We start from the raw sequence: 23,582 nt of genomic DNA, 5'->3' as shown, positions 1-23,582 counted from the left end.
GCACGCGATCTTCGATCGGGTTTCGGCCCAGGTCTGGACGGGGTTTCGGACATGAGGGGTCGTCCGTGGCGCGATCATCGCCGCACTTCACGGCGCCGGTGCGAGCCGGCGTGCGAAGGGGGAAGTGAGGGCGATTTGATCAGCAGAAGGTGATTTTACGATCACGCACAGTGATGAAGTGGATTTTGTCGCGAGAGAAACCGCTCTTGACGTTGCTTAGGGGGCGATGACCAGCTAGTTTCCCTTCCCGTCCGAGTACATCGACAGAAATTCGAGGTGACCCGGCGTGGCTCTTCCTCCCCTGACCCCCGAGCAGCGCGCCGCAGCCCTGGAGAAGGCTGCAAAGGCCCGTAAAGAGCGTGCCGAGGTCAAGAACCGGCTCAAGCATGGCGCGGTTTCTCTGGCTGAGGTGCTCAAGGATGGGCAGGCCGACGACGTCATCGGCAAGATGAAGGTGTCGGCCTTGTTGGAATCGCTCCCTGGCGTCGGCAAGGTCCGCGCCAAGCAGCTCATGGAGCGGCTCGCCATCGCCGAGTCCCGCCGCGTGCGGGGCCTCGGCGCGAACCAGCGGGCCGCCCTCGAGCGCGAGTTCGGTGGCAACGAGAGCTAGTCTCTGTTCCACACGAAAGCGCAGGTTCAACGGGGGGTAGGAAGTGACCGAGAGGTCCTGGTCCGGCGACGTCAGTGCCCATGAGGCGCTCGGATCAGGAGCGGAGGACGACTTCCTGCCCTTGAGCGAGCGGCGGCTGACGGTCCTGTCAGGGCCGTCAGGCGTCGGCAAGTCCACGGTCGTCGCCGAGCTCCGGCGGGCACACCCCGAGGTGTGGCTGTCGGTCTCGGTGACCACCAGGAGACCCCGGCCCGGCGAGGTCAACGGGGTCCACTACTTCTTCGTCGACGGCGAGGAGTTCGACCGGCTGGTCGAGGCGGGCCAGCTGCTGGAGTGGGCGGAGTTCGCGGGCAACCGCTACGGCACCCCGCGCGAGGCGGTGCTGAAGAAGCTCGCCGACGGCGTCCCGACGCTGCTCGAGATCGACCTCGAGGGCGCCAGGCAGGTACGCAGGAGCATGCCGGAGGCGCTGCTGGTGTTCCTGGCCCCGCCGAGCTGGGAGGAGCTGGAGAAGCGGCTGCGCGGGCGCGGCACCGAGCCTGAGGACGTCATCGCGCGCCGGTTGGAGGCCGGGCGGATCGAGATGGCCGCCGAGGGCGAATTCGACCTCACCTTGGTCAACACAAGCGTCCAAGACGTGTGTCGCCGGCTGATAGCCTTGATGACTGACCCTCAGGGGGTCACGACAACCACCAACCGAGAGGTCTGACAATCGTGGCAGGCACCACCCCGGCCGCGGAGGGCATCACCAACCCGCCGATCGACGCGCTGCTCGACATCGTCGACAGCAAATACTCACTGGTGATCATGGGTGCCAAGCGCGCCCGCCAGATCAACGCCTACTACTCCCAGCTCGGCGAGGGCCTGCTGGAATACGTCGGGCCGCTGGTCGAGACGCACGCTCAGGAGAAGCCGCTGTCCATCGCACTGCGCGAGGTCTCCGAGGGGCTGCTCAACGCCGAGCCCATCGAAGGCGCGGTCTGACCCCTTCGATGAAGGTCGTCCTGGGCGTCAGCGGCGGCATCGCCGCGTACAAGGCGTGTGAGCTGCTGCGGCTGCTCACCGAATCCGGGCACGAGGTGCGGGTCGTCCCGACCCGCGAGGCCCTCAAGTTCGTGGGCGCGCCCACCTGGGCCGCCCTGTCGGGCAACCCCGTCTCGGCCGAGGTGTGGGACGACGTTCACGAGGTCCCCCATGTGCGGATCGGCAAGGGGGCCGACCTCGTCGTCGTGGCGCCCGCGACCGCCGACGTGCTGGCCAGGGCGGCCCACGGGCTGGCCGGCGACCTGCTGACCAACACGCTGCTGACAGCCACGTGCCCGGTGGTGTTCGCGCCCGCGATGCACACCGAGATGTGGCAGCACCCCGCGACCCGGGCCAACGTCGCGACGCTGCGCGAGCGCGGCGCCGTCGTCATCGACCCCGCCGTGGGGCGCCTCACCGGCGCCGACACCGGCCCCGGGCGGCTGCCCGACCCGGCCGAGATCTTCCAGGTCTGCCTGCGCGTGCTGCGCGGCCGGCCGCTCGACCTCGCCGGGCGCAGGATCGTGGTCTCCGCCGGCGGCACGCGCGAGGCGATCGACCCCGTGCGCTTCATCGGCAATCGTTCCTCCGGCCTGCAGGGCTACGCCCTCGCCCGCACGGCCGTCGCGCGGGGCGCCGAGGTGACCCTGGTGGCGGCCAACGTGACGCTGCCCGACCCCGCCGGCGCCAAGATCGTGCGGGTGGAGTCGACCGCGGACTTGCGCGAGGCGGTGCTCGAGGCCTCTGCGGGCGCCGACGCGGTGGTCATGGCCGCCGCGGTGGCCGACTTCCGGCCCGCGACACGCCAGGGCTCCAAGATCAAGAAAACGGACGGCGAGCCCGAGCCCATCCGGCTGGCGAAGAACCCCGACATCCTCGCCGAGCTGGGCGAGCGGCGCCGCGCGGCAGGGGCCGCGCGGGCCGGCGCGGAGGGCCCCGGCGTGATCGTCGGTTTCGCGGCCGAGACCGACGACGTGCTCGCCAACGGGCAGGCCAAGCTCGCCCGCAAGGGCTGCGACCTGCTCGTGGTCAACCAGGTGGGGGAGGGGCTGGTGTTCGGCACCCCCGACAACGCGGCCACCGTGCTGGTGGCGGGCGGAGAGCCGGTCGAGGTGCCGTTCGGGCCCAAGGAAGACCTCGCCGACGCCGTGTGGGACCTCGTGGCCGCTCGCCTTTCCTGACACGTCCGATATCGATAAACGGACACGCCGCTCTTTCAGTGTGCAATCCGTTTATAGGCAGTTACCTGATCACCTGTTGCGACACCCCCGTACGCCTGCGGATACTTGGGGCAAAGGGGGATGGAATGCCGGTGGGTTCTGCTGTCAGGGATCGTTGTAGGACGTTGCTCGGCGACCAAGGGGAGATCCACTACGTCTTCCCGGCCTTCTCCGCGGGGCCGGCGGGCTCGGGGAACTTCCTCGTCGTCGTCACCGCCTCGGCCATATCCGTGCTCGCCACCCGGACGCTGCGCACCGATCGGCCGGTGTCGGTGGTCGCGGAGTTCCCGCGGCACACCAGGCTCGGCCCGATCCGGCCAGGGCCGGTGATCGAGCTCGGCTCGCGGGTGTTCGAGTTCGACGAGGAGTACGCCTCGGTGGTCTCGGCCGCCGACGCGGAGATCTTCGCGCCGGAGAGTCTCCCGCCGGATCCGCTGCCCGAACTGTGATAGGAGACAGTAGGTGGACGGTTTCGCGACTCGGTGCCCGGTAGGGCTAGACTTCGGCCAGGCCCGAGCACGCCCATCCGCCCCGGGCCTAACATTCGTCAGCAGCCGCTGCATGAGGAGCCACTGAGTTGTCACGTCGCCTGTTCACCTCCGAGTCGGTCACAGAGGGCCACCCGGACAAGATCGCCGACCAGATCAGTGACGCGATTCTCGACGCCATGCTCAAGGACGACCCCAAGAGCCGGGTCGCGGTCGAGACGCTGATCACCACCGGCCAGGTCCACGTCGCAGGCGAGGTCACGACCGAGACCTACGTCGACATCCCCGGCGTCATCCGGGAGAAGATCCTGGAGATCGGCTACGACGCCTCCCACAAGGGCTTCGACGGCGCCTCGTGCGGCGTGTCGGTGTCCATCGGAGCGCAGTCGCCCGACATCGCCCAGGGCGTCGACAACGCCTACGAGCACCGCGTCGACGGCGACGACGACGAGCTCGACCGCCAGGGCGCCGGCGACCAGGGCCTCATGTTCGGCTACGCCTGCCGTGAGACCCCCGAGCTGATGCCGCTGCCGATCACGCTGGCCCACCGGCTCGCCCAGCGGCTGTCCGAGGTGCGCAAGACCGGCACGGTGCCCTACCTCCGTCCCGACGGCAAGACCCAGGTGACGATCGAATACGACGGCGACACGCCGATCCGGCTCGACACCGTGGTCGTCTCCACGCAGCACGCGGCCGAGATCGACCTCAAGGAAATGCTGACGCCCGACATCAAGGAGCACGTGGTCGACCCCGTGCTCGCCGACCTCGACCTGCAGACCGAGGGCTACCGCCTGCTGGTCAACCCGACCGGCCGCTTCGAGATCGGCGGCCCGATGGGCGACGCCGGCCTCACCGGCCGCAAGATCATCATCGACACCTACGGCGGCATGGCCCGCCACGGCGGCGGCGCCTTCTCGGGCAAGGACGCCTCCAAGGTCGACCGCTCGGCCGCCTACGCCATGCGCTGGGTCGCCAAGAACGTCGTGGCCGCCGGGCTCGCCGACCGGTGCGAGGTGCAGGTGGCCTACGCGATCGGCAAGGCCGAGCCGGTGGGTCTGTTCGTGGAGTGCTTCGGCACCGAGAAGGTGCCCGTGGAGAAGATCCAGGAGGCCGTGCTCCAGGTGTTCGACCTGCGCCCGGCCGCCATCATCCGCGACCTCGACCTGCTGCGCCCGATCTACTCCGAGACCGCCGCCTACGGCCACTTCGGCCGCGAGGGCTTCTCCTGGGAGTCCACCGACCGCGCCGAGACCCTGCGCAACGCCGCCGGCCTCTGATCGTCCGGCTTCCCCCGCGGGAGCCTCGCCCGACCGGTGCCGCTTCGCCACGACGCGGCACCGGTCTGCGTGCTTCCCGCAGGTGGTCGCCGTGCGCGTGGACGTCGCGGGTGGCGGGGTCTGGTAGACGTTAGGCGTGACCCACTCCTCCGACGACGCCCTCCTGCCGCTCGAAGCCGTGCGGCCCCCGGTGTCGGCGAAGGACACCAGAGGGGCCCCCGTCGCCGCGCCTGAGCGGCCCGTGGCCAGGGTCGTGGTCGACAGCCCGCTCCCGCACCTCGACCGGCCCTTCGACTACCTGGTGCCCGCCACCCTGCACGAGAGCGCCGAGCCCGGGGTGCGGGTGCGGCTGCGGTTCGCGGGCAAGCTCGTCGACGGGTTCCTGCTCGAACGTGTCGGCGCGAGCGACCACGAGGGCAAACTGACCCCGCTGGAACGTGTGGTCTCCCCGGAGCGGGTGCTCACCCCGGAGATCGCCGGACTGGCCAGGGCGGTCGCCGACCGGTACGCGGGCACGCTCACCGACGTGCTGCGCCTGGCGATCCCGCCGCGTCACGCCAAGGCCGAAGCCGAACCGGCCCCTGAGCCGTCCGAGGCCGCTGCGGCGGCCGCGAAAGAGGCTTCCCCGGAGCCGGGCCCCTCCGTGGCGAGCGCGTGGGACGCCTACCCCGCCGGGCGGTCGTTCCTGAAGGCGTTGCGCGACGGGCGCGCGCCCCGCGCCGTGTGGTCGGCGCTGCCCGGGGCCAGGGGGTGGGTGACCGAGCTGGCCGAGGCGGTGCTGGCCACCCTCGACGGCGGCAGGGGAGCGGTCGTCGTGGTGCCCGACGGCAAGGACGTCGCGCTGGCGGACGCCGCGTTCGCCCGGATGCTCGGCCCCGGCAGGCACGTCGCGCTCACCGCCGACCTCGGCCCGGCCGAGCGCTACCGGCGGTGGCTGAAGGTGCTGAGAGGCCACGTACGCGCCGTCGTCGGCACCCGTACCGCCATGTTCGCCCCCGTCGCGGATCTCGGCCTGGTGGCCATCTGGGACGACGGCGACGACCTGCACGCCGAACGGCTGGCCCCCTACCCGCACGCGCGCGAGGTGCTCGGGCTGCGCGCCCACCGGGCCGGGGCGGCCATGCTGATCGGCGGCTACGCGCGTACCGCCGAGGCCACCCAGCTCGTCGCGACCGGCTGGGCCCGGCCCATCGTGGCCGCCCGTACGACGATCAGGAGTCTCGCGCCCCGCGTACGCCCCGCGGGAGAGGACGCCGAGCTGGCCAAGGACCAGGCCGCACGGCAGGCCCGGCTGCCCAGCATCGCCTGGCGGGCGCTGCGCCACGGCCTGGAGCGCGGCCCGGTGCTGGTGCAGGTGCCCAGGCGCGGCTACCTGCCCGCCCTGGCCTGCCGCCACTGCCGTACGCCCGCCCGCTGCGTCCTGCCTCCGACCAGGCGGGTCGCGCCTCCGGACGCCGGCTCGGCGATGGCGGGGGCGATCCAGCTGGGCGGCGCGGGGGAGCGGGCGCCGGACGACCGGGACCAGGCCGGCACGCGTGGGAGGGCGGCCGGATGGCCGCAGGCGCCTGCCGGGATGACGGCGGAGATCCACGCGGTTCCGCCCTCGGGCGAGGGGGAGCCGCGCTGCCACGGGCCACTCGCCCTGAGAGCCGGTCACACGGCCCCCTACTGCCGCTGGTGCGGCCGGGTGGACGCGGCGTGGCGCTGCCCGTCCTGCGGCAGCCCCCGGCTGCGCGCCGTGGTCACCGGCGCCCGCCGTACCGCCGAGGAGCTGGGGCGGGCCTTCCCGTCCGTGCCGGTGCGCACCTCCGGACGCGACGGCGTCCTCGCGTCGGTTCCGGACGCCCGCGCGCTCGTCGTCGCCACGCCGGGCGCCGAGCCCGTGGCCGAGGGCGGTTACGCGGCGGCCGTGCTGCTCGACGGGTGGGCCCTGCTCGGACGGGCGGACCTGCGGGCGGGCGAGGAGGCGGTGCGCCGGTGGATGAACGCCGCCGCCCTGCTGCGCCCCGCCGCCGAGCTGGTGGTGCTCGGCGACGCCGGGCTGCCCGCCGTACAGGCTCTGATCAGGTGGGATCCGGTCGGTCACGCCGAGCGCGAGCTCGGCGACCGCGCCGAGCTCGGGTTCCCGCCCGCCGTGCGGATGGCCACGCTCACCGGCGCGCCCGCCGCGGTCCGGCAGATGCTCGACGAGGTACGCCTCCCGCCCGAGGCCCAGGTGCTCGGCCCCGTCCCGGTGGACGACTCCGGGCAGGAGCGCGCCATGATCCGGATACGCCGGTCGGGCGGCGCGGCCCTGGCCGCCGCGCTCAAAGGGGCCAGCGGGGTGCGTGCGGCGCGTAAGACGCCTGATGTCGTGAGGGTGAGTGTCGACCCCCTCGACCTGATTTAGACCCTTTCCCCGATTCGCTCATCCGTTGGCCAGCCGTTAGCGTGCCTCTGTGTCGATCGAATGGGTGAACCAAGCCATCGACGACCTGCGCGCTTGGGGGAGCACGCGGGGCGTCGAGGTTGACGCGGACGAGGTCCGCCTGCTCTGCGACTACGCCAGCGACTATCTGAACGTCAACGAACTGGGTGACTTCGCCCCGGAGACCTTTGACGAGCTGCTGCTGTCCATCTACCCGCGCAAGGTCATCGCGCCGCCCGAGAGCGCGTCCGAGACCGTCGCCGCGGCCCGCACACTCGTCGGCTACCTGAGCGAGGCCGGCAAGGTGAGCGCCCAGACCGCCGCGCGCATGCACGAGCGGCTCGACGACATCGCGCCGCGCATGGTCGAGGCCCTCGCCGACCCGGCGAACTTCGGCATGGCCAAGAGCCTGTTCAGCTCGATCGGTCCCGAGTCGCTCGAGCAGTCGGTCGCCATCCCCGCCGGCGAGCTGCCCGACCTGGGCGAGGCGCCCTGCGACTGCCCGGGCTGCACGCCGCTGCCCGCCGTGCGGCTGGCCGAGACCGAGGAGCTGCGCGCCGGGCTCGCGACCGTGCCGATGCTGGCCGAGGAGCCGCTGCCGGCCGGCGGCGACCCGCTGAACGCCTGGTCCGAGCGCGTGGCCCGGATGCTCGACCACGACACCGGCGGCGCGGTCACCGGCTCGCCCGAGCTCGACGAGGGCCTCTACGACCTGTTCGACATGCTCTACCGCCTCCAGGTGCGGGTGCCCGTCACCGTGATCGGCGACTACCTCGACGAGATCTCCGGCGACACCCCCGCCGACCTGCCCGCCGTGCTCGACCGGCTGGTCTGGTGCGGCATGGTCGACACCGACGGCGACACCGCCGAGCTCACCCCGCACGCCCTCTGGGCGCTGCGTGCACATTACCTGGCCCTCGGCATGGACGCCCCGCTGGCCCCCGACCTGGCCGAGGCCGACGCGCACGAGCTCATCGAAGGGTTGCTCGAAGGCGTGCCCGCCGAGCTGGCCGAGGCCGACATCGCCCGCTGGCTGGCCGGTCGCGATCCCGGCGAGGCCGCCGCCGAGCTGCTCGCCGCCGCCTCGGGCGCGCCCGCCGTGGCCCGCGGCATCGCCATCACCATCGTCGACCGTCTCGGCTCCGGGGCGGAGGCCCAGGTGCGCGCCTACCTCGACGACCAGGAGCTGCGGCCGCACGCCATCCACTGGCTGGCCGCGAGGGGGCTGCCCGCGCCCTCGCTCACCCAGGAGGAGCTGCTGTGGGTCAGCGTCGACATGCTCGCCCTGGCCATGCCCGCGGCCGAGGAGGACCCGGACAACTTCGCCGAGAACATGGCGGCCTCCGGCCCGCCCGCCCACGTGATCGAGGAGATGTGGCGGGTCGACCATCCCGACGTGGTCGAGGTTCTGGAGCTCCTCGGGCGCTCCATCACGGACGGCACGGTCGCCAAGGCCGCGCGCAAGGCGGCGTTCAAAGCCCGGTCCCGAGCCATCCGTTGAGTACGCTCACGTGACCGCTGTGCAGTAAGTTTCGTGGGTGGCAAACAACGTCTTCGAACTCGCCGAGCTGCGCAAGCTGATCGATGAGCAGGCCGTCGTGCCTCCGCGGCCCCTTGAGGAGACTCGCGCGGAGCGGGAGGCGCTGACGTTCCCGCCGGTCCCGCTGGCGTCCGACGCCGAGCTGGCCCGGGCGGTGCCCGAGGTGCCGCTGGTGGCCGACGCGATCCGGCTCACCGGCTGGACGGGCACCCGCGCGGTCGTCCCCGAGGGGCACCTGACGGACGCCGACGCCGCGGCCGCCGCCGCGGAGCTCGGCGTGCCGGCCTCCCGGCTGCGCCTGATCTGGATCGTCGCGGTCAACACCGGCCTGCTGCAGATCATCGGCGGGCGCGCGTCGCGGGGGCCGCTGTCGATGCGGCTCACCGTCGAAGCCACGCTGGAGTTCTGGGACGGCGTCGTGATGGACGTCCTCGACCGCGCCGACGACGGCCTGACCGGCTCGGCCGTGGTCGACGGCCACCTGGCCGAGATGCTCGCCACGATCTACTCCGTACGCTCCGGCGTCGCCACCGCCAACCTCGCGCGCGGCATCCTGCAGTCCCACGAGGTGGCGTGCGCGCCCGGCCCGGCCGAGATGCGCAAGCTGGCCGCCGCGCTGCCGGGCGAACTGCTGGAGGCGCTGTCGCTGCTGACGTACTGCGGGCTGGTCGAGCAGACGGCGGCGGGGCGCACCGCGCTCACCCCGCTCGGGGTGTGGGCCGTCCGCCGCGACCTGCTGCGCGAGGGCCACGACGCGCCGACCACCGCCGAGGTCGAGGTGTTCGCCGACCTGTCGGCGGCCGAGCTGGTGGCGGCCCTGGTCAACGGCAGTGCCACGCAGAGCGCCGTCGCCGGGTGGCTGGAGCGCCGCTCGCCCGAGTCCGCCGCCCGCGAGCTGGTCGAGATCGCCGCGTCCGGCACCGCCGGCCAGCGCGGCGCGGTCGGCGCCATCCTGGAGGAGCTGGGGCCGGAGGCCGAGGCGCCCGTCCGGCAGGCGCTGGACCACCCGCTCATGCGCCGCTACGCCGCCTCCTGGCTGCACATCCGCGACCTCGACGCGCCGACGCTCGGCCCCGACGACCACACCTGGATCGCGGTCGACTCCCTCGCGGCCCTCATGCACATGTCGGGGCCCGCCGCCGGCCGCATCGACACGCCCGAGCCGGGCGAGGACCTGATCCGGCTGGTCGGCCAGATGCCCGCGGTCGGCCACCCCGACACGATCGCCGTGCTCGACATGCTCGCCGCCGCCCACGACGACCAGGCCGTGGTGAAGGCGGCCCGCAAGGCCGCGCTGAAGGCCCGTACGCTGGCGCACGCGCGTTCGCGGGGCGCGGGCCGGTAGAGGGTCCATACCTGCACTAAACTGGGCGGCTGATCCACGCTCGACGAAACGGAGTGAACCCCTTGGCGATCCAGTCGATCCGGCTGTTCGGAGATCCGGTGCTGCGTACCCCGGCGGCCCCGGTCGTCGACTTCGACAAGGAGCTCCGCAAGCTGGTCAAAGACCTCACCGACACGATGATGGACGCCCCGGGCGCCGGCCTCGCGGCCCCGCAGATCGGCGTCGGGCTGCGCGTGTTCACCTACTACGTCGACGAGCAGCTCGGCCACCTGATCAACCCCGACCTCGACCTGTCGCCGGAGATCGACGAGGAGGGCGAGGAGGGCTGCCTGTCCTTCCCCGGCCTGTCGTTCCCGACGCCGCGCGCCATCCGCGCCGTGGCCAAGGGCTTCAACGTGTACGGCGAGCCGGTCGTGCTGGAGGGCACCGACCTGATGGCGCGCTGCTTCCAGCACGAGACCGACCACCTCGACGGCGTCCTGTTCATCGACCGCATGGACCCGAAGCAGCGCAAGCTCGCCATGAAGGCCGTGCGCGAGGCGGAGTGGAGCGGCCTGTCCGCCCCCGTGGTCAAGGCCTCGCCCCACCCGACCGGCGGAAGGGCGCTCTGAGAGCATGCGTCTGGTCTTCGCGGGCACACCCGAGACGGCGCTGCCGTCCCTGCGCACCCTGATCGACTCGCCCCACCACGACGTCGTGGCCGTGGTCACCCGTCCTGACGCCCAGTCGGGGCGTGGCCGCAAGGTCCACCCGTCGCCGGTGGCCGCGCTCGCCGAGGAGGCGGGCATCGAGGTGCTCCGCCCGCCCAAGGCCGGCGACCCCGCGTTCCTCGACCGGCTGCGGGCGCTGGAGCCCGACTGCTGCCCGGTGGTCGCCTACGGCGCGCTGCTGCCGCAGTCGGCGCTCGACGTGCCCCGGCACGGCTGGATCAACCTGCACTTCTCGATCCTGCCCGCCTGGCGCGGGGCCGCTCCGGTGCAGCACGCGATCCTGCACGGCGACGCGATCACGGGCGCGACCACGTTCCAGCTCGTCAAGGAGCTGGACGCCGGGCCGGTCTACGGCGTCGTGACCGAGGAGATCCGCGCCGGCGACACGAGCGGCACGCTGCTGGAGCGGCTGTCGGTCTCGGGGGCCGGGCTGCTCGCCGCCACCCTCGACGGCGTCGAGGACGGCACCCTGGAGGCCAGGCCGCAGCCCGCCGACGGCGTGACCATCGCACCCAAGATCAACGTGGACGACGCCCGGATCGACTGGGCCAAGCCCGCCATGCACGTCGACCGGCTCATCCGGGCCTGCAGCCCCAACCCCGGCGCCTGGACGGAGTTCCGCGGCCAGCGGGTGAAGGTGGGGCCGGTCCGGCTGATCACCGGCGAGCGGCTCGCGCCCGGCCAGATCGTCGCGACCAAGACGACGGTGCTGGTCGGCACGGCCACCGACGCGGTGGAGCTGGGCGAGGTGCAGCCGCAGGGCAAGCGGCTGATGGGAGCGGGCGAGTGGGCCCGCGGAGTTCGCCCAGAGGGCAAAGAGGTCTTCGCGTGACAGATCGTGCCTTCTGGGGCGCGGAGGGTAATATCGAGGCCAGTCACGTACACGATGCCCGGCGGCCTGCCGTCCAGGCCGTAGGCGAAGGTTTGAGCGCATGACGACCAGAGGGCACCAGGGATCCGGAAGCGGCGACGACCGCCCGCGACGTTCCCCGGGGGCCGGTTCCGCACAGTCCCCAGGGGGTGGCGGTCCGCGGCGGTCCCAGGGAGCCGGCGGCGGCTCCGGACGCTCTCAAGGTGCCGGCGGCGGAGCGCGGCGGTCCCCAGGGGGCGGTGGCGGTGACGGGCGGGGGCCGCGGAGGCCGGCGCGCGACCCCTCGCGCAACGCGGCGTTCGACGTCCTGCGCGCCGTGGGAGAGCGTGACGCCTACGCCAACCTGCTGCTGCCGCGGCTGCTGCGTGACCGTGGCATCAAGGGACGCGACGCCGCGCTGGCCACCGAGCTCGCCTACGGCACGCTGCGCGGCCTCGGCACGTACGACGCCGTCATCGACATGTGCAGCGACCGGGAGCCCGACCCCGACGTGCTCGACGCGCTGCGGCTCGGCGCCCACCAGCTGCTGCGCATGCGCGTGCCGCCGCACGCCGCCGTCGGCACCACCGTCGATCTCGTACGCCTGCGCATCGGCCCCGGTGCGGCGAAGTTCGTCAACGCGGTGCTGCGCAAGATCGGCTCCAGGACGCTCGACGAGTGGTTGCCGATCATCGCGCCCGACCCGGCCGACGACCCGGTCGGCCACCTCGCCGTCGCCCACGGTCACCCCCGGTGGATCGTCTCGGCGTTCCGCGACGCGCTGGGGTCGCCCGAGGAGCTGGCCGAGCTCCTGGAGGCCGACAACGCCCGGCCCCTGGTGACGCTGGTGGCGCGTCCTGGGCGCAGCTCCGTGGAGGAGCTGGAGGCGGCCGGCACCATGCCGGGTCGCTACTCCCCGTACGCCGCCTACCTGCGTGAAGGTGACCCCGGCCAGATCAAGGCCGTGGCCGAGACCCGCGCCGCCGTACAGGACGAGGCCAGCCAGCTCGTCGCGCTCGCCCTGACCCGGGTGCCGGTCGCCCGCGACGGAGGCGGCGAGCTGTGGCTCGACATGTGCGCGGGCCCCGGCGGCAAGGCAGGTCTCCTCGACGCCATCGCCACCCACGGCGACCTCGCCGGCATGCGGCCCCCGGGCGGTGCCGGCGCGTCAGACGAAGCTCCGGCAGCCCGCCAGGCCGGGCCCGCCGGGGTTGCCGGTGCGGCTTCAGCGGGCGCCGGCGGTGGGGTCTCCGACGTGGGCGCCGGGCCTGAGGCGTTCTCCGGTGGGGCGCGGGTGCTGGCGTCCGACGCGCAGCATCACCGGGCGCGGCTGGTGTGGGAGACCACCCGGGACGCGGCCGTGATCACCGCTGACGGCACCGAGCCCGCGTGGCGGCCCGGGGTGTTCGACCGGGTCATGCTGGACGCGCCCTGCACCGGGCTGGGCGCGCTGCGGCGGCGGCCCGAGGCCCGCTGGCGGCGTGACCCTGCCGGCATCGCCGACCTGGGCAAGCTGCAGCGCAGCCTGCTCGCCGCGGCCCTCGACGCCGTACGGCCCGGCGGTGTCGTGGCGTACGTCACCTGCTCGCCGCACCTGGCGGAGACCCGGGTGGTCATCGGTGACGTGCTGGCGCGCAGGAACGACGTCGAGCAGCTCGACGCCCGCGCCTACCTGCCCGAGGTCGACGCACTCGGCGACGGGCCGCACGCCCAGTTCTGGCCCCACCGCCACGGCACCGACGCCATGTTCCTGGCCCTGCTGCGCAAACTCCCCTGACCGGACGGCCGGGGCCGGTGGGCCACAGCCCGGCCGAGGCTCCTGGGCCGGCCGGGCCCTCGGCGAGACCCTGGTGGACGAGCAAGCCGGGGACGGCTGACGTCGACGTTCCGGTCGGGCTCCCCGCTCCGGTCGTCCGGCGAGGCTCGGCCGCCACGGCGCCGGCACGGCGCCGGCACGGTGGCCGCGACCGGGCACCTGCATGGCGCCGCCGGCGGCATGTCGCGCGTGGAGGAGCAGGAGCCGCGGTGCGGTCGGGCTTCCCGTTGAGGTCCGGCGGCGTACGGGGCTCAGCGTTGGGGGGCTTGCCGGGCCGGTGCCCTGGCTTCGGGGTGCGGCGCCGGTGTCCACGGAAGGTGGCGTCCGCCGGGCCGCCGGCGGTGGTGCGGCGTGCGTGGGTGACTGGTCGGCGTGTCGTTTCACGGTGATCGGGAACAGCGGGCGGGATGGTGTGGTCAGATCGACGGCGTGGCATTTGTGGATGAATTGCGTGAGGCGGAGCTCGGGGCGATCGTCTGGCTTCAGCAGTGGCCTGACGCGGTGCGGCCCGTGCTGGAGCTGGTGTCGGTGTTCGGGGCGGACGCGTTCTTCCTGCTCTGTCTGCCGGTGCTCTACTGGTGTGTCAATCCGGCGTTCGCGCTGCGGCTCGGGCTGACCGTGCTGCTGGCGGCCGCGGTGAACGCGATCGCCAAGCTCGCCTTCCACCAGCCGCGGCCGTACTGGATCGACGCCAGGGTGCGGGCGATCTCCGTCGAGGACTCCTTCGGGATGCCGTCGGGGCACGCGCAGACGGGCACGGCCGCGCTCGGACGGGTCGCGGGCGAGGTGGGGCGGCCCTGGGCATGGGTGACGGCTGGAACGGTGCTCGCGCTGGTGTGCTTGAGCCGGGTGTACCTGGGGGTGCACTTCATCTCCGACGTGGTGGTCGGTGTGGCGCTCGGGGCGGCCGTCCTGGTGGTCGTCGGGAAGGCGGAGCGGCCCGCGGTGACCTGGTGGCGGGGGCAGGCCCTGTGGGCGCAGCTGGGCGTCTCCGTGCTCCTGTCGGGCGCGCTGATCGGCGCGGCCTTGCTGGCCAACGCCCCGTACGCGGGGTGGACGCGTCCGCGGGCGTGGGGGCCCGCGGGGATGGTCGATCCCGGGAGCCTGGAGACCGTCGTCGTCATGTCGGGCGTGCTGCTCGGCACGCTGGCCGGCGCGTCGATCATGTACCGGCTGGGGTGGTTCGACGCGGGCGGGCCGCCCGCCGTGCGCACCGCCCGCTGGGCGCTGGGCATGACGGTGGCGCTGCTCATCTGGTACGCCGAACGCGAAGTGCTCCCCGAGACCCTCGCCGCCACCTACCTGAGTTACGCCCTGCTGACGCTGTGGGTGCAGGTGGGCGCGCCGTTGTTGTTCATCAAGCTGGGCCTCATGTCGCCGGCTCCGCGGCGGCGGCCCGTCCCCCACGAAGTCGCGAGGTAGCCTGCTCCGCCGGGGCCGGAGGATGTCAATAGACTGAGCCATCATGGCCGTACAGATCTCGCCCAGCATCCTCGCCGCCGACTTCGCCAGGCTGGCCGACGAGGCCGCCGCCGTGCCCAACGCCGACTGGCTGCACGTCGACGTCATGGACTACCACTTCGTGCCCAACCTGACGCTCGGGCTGCCCGTGGTGGAGGCGCTGCGCAAGGCGACCGCGACGCCCCTCGACTGCCATCTCATGATCGCCGACCCCGACCGTTGGGCGCCGCAGTACGCGGAGGCGGGGGCCGGCAGCGTGACCATCCACGCCGAGGCGGCCAGGGCCCCCATCCGCACGCTGCGCGAGATCCGCTCGCTCGGCGCCAGGGCGGGCCTCGCGCTCAACCCGGCCACCCCCGTCGATCCGTACGCCGACCTGCTCGGTGAGATCGACATGCTGCTGCTCATGACCGTCGAGCCCGGCTTCGGCGGGCAGAAGTTCCTCGACGTCGTGCTGCCGAAGGTGCGCCGGGCCCGCGAGCTCGTCGAGCGCCATGGCGGCCGGATCTGGCTGCAGGTCGACGGCGGGGTCGACGCCGGCACCATCGAGCGCTGCGCGCAGGCCGGAGCCGACGTGTTCGTGGCGGGCAGCGCCGTCTACGGCGCCTCCGACCCGCAGGCCGCCGTCGATTCCCTGCGCGCCGCGGCCAATCGTGCGCTTGCTACATGAACCCCTGCCCGTCCGGGTAGTTTCTGACGTATGGGCGACCATGGGATCTTCGGTCCCCGCTCGGTGACCTGGCGGGTGATGGGTGAGCCGATCCTGCTGGTGGGCGGCATCCGCGCGCTGCTCATGCAGGGGCTGCACCCGCGGGCGATGCGCGGCGTCCTGCAGAACTCCGCGCTTCTCGACCCCAACGAGGCCTGGTCGCGGTTCGTGCGGACCACGGAGTTCGTCCGGGTCCGTACGTACGGCAGCACCGAGGAGGTCGAGCGCGCCGGCCGCCGGGTTCGCAAGATCCACGCCACGCTCACCGCCCACGACCCCGACACCGGCGCCACGTACCGTCTGGACGAACCCGACGCGCTGCGCTGGGTGCACGTGGGCGAGGTCGACTCCTACCTGTCGGTCGCCCGGCGCGCCGGGGTGCGGCTGACCGACGACGAGGCCGACGCGTTCGTCGCCGAGTGGCGGCGGGCCGCCGAGGTGGTGGGGCTGAAGGCGGACGACGTGCCGGGGTCGGTGGCCGAGCTGCACGACTACATCGAGGCGCAGCGGCCGGGGCTGCGGTTCGTCCCCGAGGCGTCCCACCCGCTGCGGCTGTCGCTCAACGCGCCGCTGCCGCTGCTGCTGACGCCGCTCAAGCCGGCGCTGCCCGCGCTGACGTTCCTGTCGTTCGAGACACTGCCGCGCTGGGCGAGACGTCTGTACGGCCTGCCCGCCACGCCCTTCGGCGACCTGTGGGCCACCGCCACGCTGCGCGCCCTGCACACGGGGCTCGGCCTGGTCCCCGGGCAGGTCCGCTACAGCCCCGCGGCGCGCCGCGCGCAGCGCATCATGGCCGCCTGAGTCCAGTCACGCCGGCACGACGGGAGAGGCCCGTCATCGCGTGACGGGCCTCTCGGTGAAGGGCTCCCCGGACCCGCCGGGAAGCGGGTCCGGGTCAGGTCAGGTCAGGACGCGCCCGACGGCAGACCGCTGGGCGCGGCCCACTTCTGGTTCGGGGCGCCGGTGCAGCTCCAGAGCTGCACCTTGGTGAAGTCGGCGGTGGAGTTGCCGGTCAGGTCGAGGCACTTGTCGGCGTGCGGGTTGACGATGTCGAAGGCGGGGGTGAAGTACCACTTCTGCGCGTCGCTGCCGTTGCAGGCGTAGAGCTGGACCTTGGCGCCGTCGCCGGTGGCGGAGTTCGCGACGTCGAGGCACTTGCCGGCGGTGCGGATGGAGCCGTCCGAGCTCACGGTCCACCGCTGGGTGGCGTCGCCCACGCAGGAGTAGAGGTCGACCGCGGTACCGTCGGCGGTGTTGCCGCCGGCTGCCCCGATGCACTTGCCGGTGGCCCGGTTGGTGATCGTGCCGGTCGATCCGGCCGGGTAGCTCTTCAGCGTGGACTCGGTGCTGCCCGAGTCGGCGGCCTTGCCGGTGTTGTTGACCACGTGGGAGATGGTTCCCTTGCCGCCGAGCGAGACGGTGATCAGGCTGTGGAACGTCACGTCCGGCTTGTCCGGCACCTCGAAGGAGTGCGCCTCCACGACACCGGGGTTCACGTTGAAGAACGCGTAGCTGCCCAGGCCCCAGGCCTCGTGGGCGGTGACCGAGTCGGCCACCTTGTAGGCCGCGTAGCCCTTGGTGGTCCCGTTCATCCAGGCCGACTGGTTCGGCGGGTCGTAGGGGAGCTCGTTCTGGAAGAAGTACGTCCGGCCGCCGTCGCCGTTCCAGATCACCTGGTACTTCTGGTAGTGCTCGACGAACAGGCCGTACATCGTGACGTCGTCGCCGTTGACGACCAGGCCGGTGTCCGCGGTGTTGGTCGTCCAGCCCACGGTGCCGGGGTGCTCGTTGTCGGCATGGTCCGCCCGCCACAACCACATGTGGTCGCCGATCACGTCCGAGCTGTTGATCACGAGGGACTGGGTGGCCTTGCCCGCGATCGGGCCGCCGACGCGGAAGTACACGTCGTGCAGAGACGTCGGGTTGTCCGCGTGGCTCGCGCCGGCGCCTGCCGGGCCGACCTGCATCAGCAGCGGCGACTTCGTCGTGCCGGCCTCGATGAGCAGGCCGGCGATCTTGACGCCGTCGACGTCGGCGACCGACATGGCCATGACGCCGTTGTCCGCCTGGAGGGTGGCGAGGCCGAGGCCGAGCACCACGGTGTCGGGACGGGTCACCTTGATCGTGTCGGTGAGGTGGTAGACGCCGGGCGTGAACAGCAGGTTCTTGCCCGCCTCCAGCGCCGCGTTGACGTCGGCCGCCGTGTCGCCCGGCTTGGCGATGAAGAACTCGCCGATCGGGATCGAGGCGCCCGCCGTCGTGCCGGAGGTCCAGCTGGCGCCCTGGGCGTCGTGCCGCAGCGCGGGCACGAAGACCTGATAGTCGCCGGCCTGGTCGACGTACAGGAACGGCTTCTCGCGGGTCACCGGCGTCTTGCCGACGGTGGTGTACGACGGCGTGGGGAAGGCGGTGGCGGGCGCGCCGCTGACACCGGCGAAGACGTGGTTCCAGTTGTCGCCGGACCAGCCGCCGATCTGGGAGCCGCGGGTCAGCCACTGCTGCTGCGAACCGGAGTCGACCCTGCCGTCGATCTTCGAGTCGGCGATGAGACCGCCGCTCGACCAGCCGCCGTCGTCGAGGGCGAGGTTGCCCCGCAGGTGCATCCGGCGGTACGGCGCGGCCTGCGAGACCGCCCAGCGGTCACTGGCGTTGGGCGGGGTGACCGAGAGGTTCTCGGCGCCCCGCCAGAAGTTCTGCGTGGCGTTGCCGTCGAACCAGTCGGCCTCGGCGTGCACGGTGCCGTTGATCGTGACGTCGTCGGGCGACAGGCCGAGGCCGAGGACCTGGGTGTAGAAGCCCACATTCACGTTCACGTTGTACGAGCCCGGCTTGAACAGCAGGGCGTGACGCTGGCTGCCGAACTGGTTGCGCTCCTGCTTGCCGAAGACGCTGTTGACCGCGCTCTGGATGGTGGCGGCCGGCGTCGACGGGTCGAAGACGAGGACGTTCGGGCCCAAGTCGGGGGTTCCCGGTGCCGGAGCCGGTGCGGCGGGGGCGCCCATGCTGAACGACTGCGCCGCCGATCCGTTGCAGGTGTACTGCTGGAGGCGGACGGAGTCCGCGGTCGAGGCGGCGGGGACGTCGAGGCACTTGCTGCTGAAGCGGTTGACGAAGTGGAACGACCCGTTCCCCTCGTCGACCGGCTTCCACTGCTGGTTGGCGCCGTTGGAGTAGGACCACAGCTGGATCTGGCCGCCGTCGGAGGGCGAGACGTCCTTGTCGTCCCAGACCTGCGCGGGGTTCAGGGCCGACCCGACGCGGTAGTAGCCGCTGTCGGTGGGCTGGAACCGCCAGAGCTGCGCGTCGGTGTCGTTGCAGCGGTACTGCTGGACGGCGGTGCCGTCCGCGGTCGCGGCCGCGAAGGCGTCCACGCACTTGCCGCTGTTCTTGTTGACCACGGTGGTCGATCCGCTGGGCGGCGCGGCCGCCGCCGTGACGGGGGTGACCGTCCGGGCAGTGGCCGCCGAGGCCGGTGCGGCCGCCAGGGAGCCCATGGCCGCCAGGGCCGCTGCGGCCATGATGAGGCCGTACGACCGCATCCGCCGTCGCGAGGGTTGGATGCCCCTCGCGTACTCGGTACTCACAGAATCTCTCCTCGTCGCCACGCGCCGGGACGGCGTTCATGGCGGGGGTGTCGCTCGTCAGGACGATCTCGCATGATGGCAGGGCCGCGGCCGGCGTTCTGCGCAGTAATACGCGCTCGGCCCCGGAGACTCAGCGGCGGCGGAGCGCTCTCGCCTGCGCGTACGCGGCGGTGGAGGGGCCGTCGCGGGCTCGTGGGGCGGCATGGCACACTGGTATCCGAAAGAGCTAGCGTGCTCCGGGGTCGGTGAAAGTCCGAACCGGCGGTGACAGTCCGCGACCCGGCCGATGCCATCGGCCGGTTGACCCGGTGAAATTCCGGGACCGACGGTTAAAGTCCGGATGGGAGGAAGCGCGCGCGGTGTCCGGCGTCCCAGCCGGGCGCCTGACGTGGTGCATTCGCGCATCACGATGATCCCCCGGGGCCCGCCGTGGCTTGGAGCTACTGGCGAGTAGGAGACCCGGGTGGAGATTCCGGCGCACGACGCCGCCCCCATGGCACGCGCCGTCGAGCTGGCCCGTCTCGGCCATGGCAGCACCAGCCCCAACCCCGTCGTGGGCTGCGTCGTGCTCGACGCCGAGGGGCGGGTCGCGGGCGAGGGCTTCCACGCGTACGCGGGTGGTCCGCACGCCGAGGTCGTGGCCCTGGCGCAGGCGGGGGAGCGAGCCCGCGGCGGCACGGCGTACGTCACGCTGGAGCCCTGCGACCACACCGGCCGCACGGGGCCGTGCAGCCGGGCGCTGCTGGAGGCGGGCGTGGCCCGCGTGGTGGTCGCCGTGCCCGACCCCAACCCCAAGGCGGCGGGCGGCGCGGCTCGGCTGCGGGCCCACGGGGTCGCGGTGACCTCCGGGGTGCTCACCGAGCAGGCCGAGCGGGTCAACGAGGAGTGGCTCGCCTACGCCCGGCTCGGCCGGGCCCACGTGACGTGGAAGTTCGCCGCCACGCTCGACGGCAGGTCGGCCGCCGACGACGGCACCAGCCAGTGGATCACCTCACCCGAGGCGCGGGCCGACGTGCACCGCATGCGTGCCGCCGCCGACGCGATCATGGCGGGCGTCGGCACGGTGCTGGCCGACGATCCCCGCCTGACGGCCCGTCCTGAGACGGCCCGTCCTGAGACGGCGGGCTCTGGGGCGGCACGCTCTGGAGCGACCCGCTCGGGGAGCGCCGTGCGCGTCCCGCTGCGCGTCGTGGTCGACACCGACGCCAGGACGCCGCAGGCGGCCCGCGTCCTCGACGACGCCGCGCCGACGCTGGTCGCGGTGGCCGAGGACGCCGGCACCGACCTCAAGGCCGACCTGCTGCGCCTGCCGCGCCACGACGGCGGCCTCGACCTGCACGCCCTGCTGCGCGAGCTGGCCGCGCGCGACGTGGTCAGCGTGTTCCTGGAGGGCGGCCCGACGCTGGCCGGCGCGTTCGTCGCGCGGGGCCTGGTCGACCGTGTGGTGGCCTACCTCGCCCCCGCGCTGCTCGGCTCCGGCCCGGCCGCGCTCGGAGCGGCCGGGGCGGGCACGATCGCCGACCTTCACCGCCTGACTTTTGACGAAATCTCACCCATGGGCCCGGATGTACGGCTGATCGCCCGGCCCGCCCCTCACCCCGGCAAGGAGCAGTGATGTTCACCGGAATCATCGAGGAAAAAGGCGACGTGGTGGCCATCGAGCAAGCGGGCGGCGGAGCCCGGCTCTCGGTGCGCGGCCCGCTCGTCACCTCCGACGCCGCGCACGGCGACTCGATCGCCGTCAGCGGAGTGTGCCTCACGGTCGTGACGGTCGAGGACGACGTGTTCACCGTCGACGTGATGAAGGAGTCACTCGACCGCAGCTCCCTGGGTGCGCTGGCGGAGGGCTCGGCGGTGAACCTGGAGCGCGCCGTACGCGCCGACCAGCGCCTGGGTGGTCACATCGTGCAGGGCCACGTCGACGGCACCGCCGTGCTGCTCTCCCGCGAGCCCGGCGACAACTGGGACAATCTGCGCTTCTCGCTGCCGGAGGCGCTCGCCCGCTACGTCGCGGAGAAGGGCTCGATCGCCATCGACGGAATCAGTTTGACGGTCACGACGGTTGACGACGAAAGCTTCGGCGTGAGCCTCATCCCCACCACGCTGAAGCTGACCACCCTCGGCGACCGCCGGGTGGGCGACGTGGTGAACCTCGAGGTCGACGTGATCGCGAAATACGTGGAGAGGCTGGTGGCCACGCAGTGAGCTGGGCCGAGGCCGGATTCGAGATATTCGGCACGCACGTGCTCTGGACCGACCTGGTCGGCAACATCGCCGCCCTGGCCACGGTCCTGCTGGCCATGCGCGCGTCGATGTGGACATGGCCGGTGCAGTTCGCCGGCTCGGTGCTGCTGTTCATCGCCTCCGTCAACGCCCAGATCACCGGCAACGCGCTCAAGCAGGCGTTGTTCGCCGGCCTGGCCGTCTACGGCTGGTGGGCCTGGCGGCGCGGCACACAGAACGGCGCGAAGCTGGCCATCCGCCCCGCGCGGTGGTGGGAGCGCTCGATGCTGATCGGCGCCCTGCTGGCGGGCACCGTCCTGGTCGGGCTGCTGTTCTACGTGACCGGGCTGTCGTGGGGCGCCCACGAGCCGCTGCCCAAGGGCGCGTTCCTGGTGGCGGCCGACGCCTACATCTTCGTCGGCAGCGCGCTGGCCACGTGGGCGCAGGGCAGGGCGCTGGTGGACTTCTGGATCGTGTGGGTGGCCGTCGACATCGTCGGGGTGCCGCTCGCGTTCAGCTCGGGCCTGGTGGTCTCCGGGGCCGTGTACGGGATCTTCTTCGTTCTGGTGGTGATCGGGTTCATGAAGTGGCTGCGTGAATACCGGACGGCGGCCCTGGCCGTGGCGGTGGCGCGATGACGGACATCACGCTCGACCCGATCGAGCGGGCCATCGAGGACATCCGCGCCGGCAAGCCCGTCGTGGTCGTCGACGACGAGCACCGCGAGAACGAGGGCGACCTCATCTTCGCCGCGGCCAAGGCCACGCCGGAGCTGTGCTCGTTCACCATCCGTCACACCAGCGGCATGATCTGCGTGGCCATGGAGGGCAAGGAGCTCGACCGGCTGGGGCTGCCGCTCATGGTCGTGCACAACAAGGAGCGCCTGCGCACGGCGTACACGATCACCGTGGACGCCCGCGACGGCGTCACCACCGGCATCTCCGCGGCCGACCGGGCCAGGACCATCCGCACGCTCGCCGACTCCGCCACCGAGCCCAACGAGCTGGTACGCCCCGGCCACGTCTTCCCGCTGCGCTACCGCGAGGGCGGGGTGCTGGCCCGGCGCGGCCACACCGAGGCGGCCGTCGACCTGGCCAGGCTCGCCGGGCTGTCGCCCGCCGGGGCGCTGGCCGAGGTGGTCAACGACGACGGCACCATGGCCCGGCTGCCCGAGCTGCGCCGCTTCGCCGACGAGCACGACCTGGCGCTGGTCTCCATCGAGCAGCTCGTCGACTACCGCCGGCGGGCCGAGAGCATGGTCACCCGGGTCGCCGAGACGCGGCTGCCCAACGCGTACGGGATGTGGCGGGCCTACGGGTACGCCAGCGCGCTCGACGGCGGCGAGCACGTCGCGCTCGCCTTCGGCGATCTGGGCGACGGCGAGAACATCCTGGTCCGGGCGCATTCGGAGTGCCTGACCGGCGACGTGCTCGGCTCGCTGCGCTGTGACTGCGGCGTGCAGCTCGACAGCGCCATGTCGGCCATCGCGCAGGAGGGCAGGGGCGTGGTGGTCTACCTGCGCGGCCACGAGGGCCGGGGGATCGGCCTGCTGGCCAAGCTCAAGGCCTACAGCCTGCAGGACAACGGCAGCGACACCGTCGACGCCAACGTCGAGCTGGGGCTGCCGGTCGACGCGCGGGAGTTCTCCAACGCCGGGCAGATCCTGGCCGACCTCGGCGTCAAGTCGGTGCGGCTGCTCACCAACAACCCGGCCAAGCTCAAGGGCATGGACGGCTACGGCATCAAGGTCCTCGGGCGCGAGCCGATGCCCGTGGCCATGAACCCCTACAACGAGCGCTATCTCAAGGCCAAGCGGGACCGGCTTGGCCACGACATCTCGGAGGCTTCATGAGCGGGGAAGGACGTCCGGGCATCTCGGTGCCCGACGCGTCGGGACTGACGGTGGGGATCGTGGCGGCCAGTTGGCACGCCAAGATCACTGACCAGCTGGTGTCGCGGGCGGTGCAGGCGTGCGACGACAGCGGCGCCGTGGCGACGGTGCTGCGGGTGCCGGGCTCGCTGGAGATCCCGGTGGTGGCCCAGGCGCTGGCCCGCCGCTGCGACGCGGTGGTGGCGCTGGGCGCGGTCATCCGTGGCGATACCGCCCACTTCGACTACGTCTGCGACTCGGTGACCTCGGGGCTGACCCGGATCTCGCTGGATGAGGAGACGCCGGTCGGCAACGGCGTGCTCACGTGCGACACGATCGACCAGGCCCTCGACCGGTCCGGCATCCCGGGCAGCAAAGAGGACAAGGGGTACGAATCCACCGTTGCCGCGTTGGAGACCGCCCTCCTCCTTCGGGACCTCCGCTGAGCT

At 72.5% G+C, this 23,582-nt stretch carries 20 protein-coding genes, 1 pseudogene and 1 riboswitch; of the genes and pseudogenes, 20 read left to right on the top strand and 1 reads right to left on the bottom strand.

Annotated elements, in window-relative coordinates; translation table 11 throughout:
• Positions 1-286 precede the first annotated feature (286 nt).
• The 15 genes and pseudogenes from mihF to ACIBP6_RS17895 all read left to right on the top strand — a co-directional run bounded on the left by mihF (position 287) and on the right by ACIBP6_RS17895 (position 16,257).
• Positions 287-610, top strand: coding sequence for an integration host factor, actinobacterial type (gene mihF / locus ACIBP6_RS17965; protein ID WP_132609442.1), 324 nt, complete (start codon positions 287-289; stop codon positions 608-610).
• Between the two features lie 115 nt (positions 611-725).
• Positions 726-1,319, top strand: coding sequence for a guanylate kinase (gmk, locus tag ACIBP6_RS17960; RefSeq protein WP_397053425.1), 594 nt, complete (start codon positions 726-728; stop codon positions 1,317-1,319).
• 5 nt (positions 1,320-1,324) lie between these two features.
• Positions 1,325-1,594, top strand: coding sequence for a DNA-directed RNA polymerase subunit omega (gene rpoZ / locus ACIBP6_RS17955; RefSeq protein ID WP_043638590.1), 270 nt, complete (start codon positions 1,325-1,327; stop codon positions 1,592-1,594).
• An 8-nt stretch (positions 1,595-1,602) separates the two neighbouring features.
• Positions 1,603-2,814: a bifunctional phosphopantothenoylcysteine decarboxylase/phosphopantothenate--cysteine ligase CoaBC gene (coaBC, locus tag ACIBP6_RS17950; RefSeq protein WP_397053351.1), complete on the top strand. Its 1,212-nt coding sequence runs from the start codon at positions 1,603-1,605 to the stop codon at positions 2,812-2,814.
• Between the two features lie 125 nt (positions 2,815-2,939).
• Positions 2,940-3,302 carry a hypothetical protein gene (locus ACIBP6_RS17945; protein ID WP_397053349.1) on the top strand — a complete coding sequence of 121 codons (363 nt, stop codon included), beginning with the start codon at positions 2,940-2,942 and terminating at the stop codon, positions 3,300-3,302.
• A 128-nt stretch (positions 3,303-3,430) separates the two neighbouring features.
• Complete coding sequence (metK, locus tag ACIBP6_RS17940) at positions 3,431-4,618, top strand: methionine adenosyltransferase (protein ID WP_132609438.1); 1,188 nt, start codon at positions 3,431-3,433, stop codon at positions 4,616-4,618.
• Positions 4,619-4,754: 136 nt separating this feature from the next.
• On the top strand, positions 4,755-7,007 hold the full coding sequence (locus tag ACIBP6_RS17935) for a primosomal protein N' (protein ID WP_397053347.1): 2,253 nt from the start codon (positions 4,755-4,757) through the stop codon (positions 7,005-7,007).
• Between the two features lie 49 nt (positions 7,008-7,056).
• Positions 7,057-8,526 carry a hypothetical protein gene (locus tag ACIBP6_RS17930; protein WP_397053345.1) on the top strand — a complete coding sequence of 490 codons (1,470 nt, stop codon included), beginning with the start codon at positions 7,057-7,059 and terminating at the stop codon, positions 8,524-8,526.
• Between the two features lie 37 nt (positions 8,527-8,563).
• Positions 8,564-9,910, top strand: coding sequence for a hypothetical protein (locus ACIBP6_RS17925; RefSeq protein ID WP_397053343.1), 1,347 nt, complete (start codon positions 8,564-8,566; stop codon positions 9,908-9,910).
• Positions 9,911-9,972: 62 nt separating this feature from the next.
• Complete coding sequence (gene def, locus ACIBP6_RS17920; protein ID WP_132609430.1) at positions 9,973-10,521, top strand: peptide deformylase; 549 nt, start codon at positions 9,973-9,975, stop codon at positions 10,519-10,521.
• A gap of 4 nt (positions 10,522-10,525) precedes the next feature.
• The gene (gene fmt / locus ACIBP6_RS17915; protein WP_397053340.1) at positions 10,526-11,452 is read left to right on the top strand and encodes a methionyl-tRNA formyltransferase; all 927 of its coding nucleotides are present in this window, start codon (positions 10,526-10,528) and stop codon (positions 11,450-11,452) included.
• A gap of 250 nt (positions 11,453-11,702) precedes the next feature.
• Positions 11,703-13,247: pseudogene (locus tag ACIBP6_RS17910) on the top strand (RsmB/NOP family class I SAM-dependent RNA methyltransferase); the annotation flags it as partial.
• A 468-nt stretch (positions 13,248-13,715) separates the two neighbouring features.
• Positions 13,716-14,708 (top strand): phosphatase PAP2 family protein, encoded by a 993-nt coding sequence (locus tag ACIBP6_RS17905; protein WP_397053338.1) that lies wholly within the window; start codon positions 13,716-13,718, stop codon positions 14,706-14,708.
• A gap of 43 nt (positions 14,709-14,751) precedes the next feature.
• Complete coding sequence (gene rpe, locus ACIBP6_RS17900; protein WP_132609422.1) at positions 14,752-15,417, top strand: ribulose-phosphate 3-epimerase; 666 nt, start codon at positions 14,752-14,754, stop codon at positions 15,415-15,417.
• Between the two features lie 30 nt (positions 15,418-15,447).
• A complete protein-coding gene (locus ACIBP6_RS17895) occupies positions 15,448-16,257 on the top strand; it encodes an oxygenase MpaB family protein (RefSeq protein ID WP_397053336.1) in 810 nt (269 codons plus the stop codon).
• A gap of 104 nt (positions 16,258-16,361) precedes the next feature.
• On the opposite strand, the gene ACIBP6_RS17890 is transcribed toward ACIBP6_RS17895, so the two are convergent.
• Entirely contained in the window at positions 16,362-19,040 is a 2,679-nt protein-coding gene (locus tag ACIBP6_RS17890; protein WP_397053334.1) for an RICIN domain-containing protein, read from the bottom strand.
• Between the two features lie 227 nt (positions 19,041-19,267).
• Positions 19,268-19,398, top strand: a riboswitch (FMN riboswitch).
• 105 nt (positions 19,399-19,503) lie between these two features.
• Here ACIBP6_RS17890 and ribD point away from each other — a divergent pair.
• From ribD to ribH, 5 genes are read left to right on the top strand one after another with little or no spacing between them, the layout of a single operon-like run.
• Positions 19,504-20,655 carry a bifunctional diaminohydroxyphosphoribosylaminopyrimidine deaminase/5-amino-6-(5-phosphoribosylamino)uracil reductase RibD gene (ribD, locus tag ACIBP6_RS17885; RefSeq protein ID WP_397053332.1) on the top strand — a complete coding sequence of 384 codons (1,152 nt, stop codon included), beginning with the start codon at positions 19,504-19,506 and terminating at the stop codon, positions 20,653-20,655.
• A complete protein-coding gene (locus ACIBP6_RS17880; protein WP_397053330.1) occupies positions 20,655-21,245 on the top strand; it encodes a riboflavin synthase in 591 nt (196 codons plus the stop codon). Before ribD ends, ACIBP6_RS17880 begins: the two co-directional genes overlap by 1 nt.
• Entirely contained in the window at positions 21,242-21,901 is a 660-nt protein-coding gene (locus ACIBP6_RS17875; RefSeq protein WP_132609416.1) for a nicotinamide mononucleotide transporter family protein, read from the top strand. Before ACIBP6_RS17880 ends, ACIBP6_RS17875 begins: the two co-directional genes overlap by 4 nt.
• Positions 21,898-23,115 (top strand): bifunctional 3,4-dihydroxy-2-butanone-4-phosphate synthase/GTP cyclohydrolase II, encoded by a 1,218-nt coding sequence (locus ACIBP6_RS17870; protein WP_397053328.1) that lies wholly within the window; start codon positions 21,898-21,900, stop codon positions 23,113-23,115. Before ACIBP6_RS17875 ends, ACIBP6_RS17870 begins: the two co-directional genes overlap by 4 nt.
• Entirely contained in the window at positions 23,112-23,579 is a 468-nt protein-coding gene (ribH, locus tag ACIBP6_RS17865) for a 6,7-dimethyl-8-ribityllumazine synthase (RefSeq protein WP_397053326.1), read from the top strand. Before ACIBP6_RS17870 ends, ribH begins: the two co-directional genes overlap by 4 nt.
• The last annotated feature ends 3 nt before the right edge of the window (positions 23,580-23,582 follow it).

It is taken from the genome of Nonomuraea terrae, assembly GCF_044465245.1.
Taxonomy (GTDB): domain Bacteria; phylum Actinomycetota; class Actinomycetes; order Streptosporangiales; family Streptosporangiaceae; genus Nonomuraea; species Nonomuraea terrae.
The sequence above is the reverse complement of the archived record's forward strand: the minus strand, read 5'-3'. Positions and strand labels throughout refer to the sequence as shown.

What these genes read in the sequence shown, in the direction of transcription:
- coaBC (WP_397053351.1), top strand. Translation starts at nt 1,603, where the DNA reads ATGAAGGTCGTCCTGGGCGTCAGCGGCGGCATCGCCGCGTACAAGGCG.
- ACIBP6_RS17945 (WP_397053349.1), top strand. Translation starts at nt 2,940, where the DNA reads ATGCCGGTGGGTTCTGCTGTCAGGGATCGTTGTAGGACGTTGCTCGGC.
- fmt (WP_397053340.1), top strand. Translation starts at nt 10,526, where the DNA reads ATGCGTCTGGTCTTCGCGGGCACACCCGAGACGGCGCTGCCGTCCCTG.
- rpe (WP_132609422.1), top strand. Translation starts at nt 14,752, where the DNA reads ATGGCCGTACAGATCTCGCCCAGCATCCTCGCCGCCGACTTCGCCAGG.
- ACIBP6_RS17895 (WP_397053336.1), top strand. Translation starts at nt 15,448, where the DNA reads ATGGGCGACCATGGGATCTTCGGTCCCCGCTCGGTGACCTGGCGGGTG.
- ACIBP6_RS17880 (WP_397053330.1), top strand. Translation starts at nt 20,655, where the DNA reads ATGTTCACCGGAATCATCGAGGAAAAAGGCGACGTGGTGGCCATCGAG.
- ACIBP6_RS17870 (WP_397053328.1), top strand. Translation starts at nt 21,898, where the DNA reads ATGACGGACATCACGCTCGACCCGATCGAGCGGGCCATCGAGGACATC.
- ribH (WP_397053326.1), top strand. Translation starts at nt 23,112, where the DNA reads ATGAGCGGGGAAGGACGTCCGGGCATCTCGGTGCCCGACGCGTCGGGA.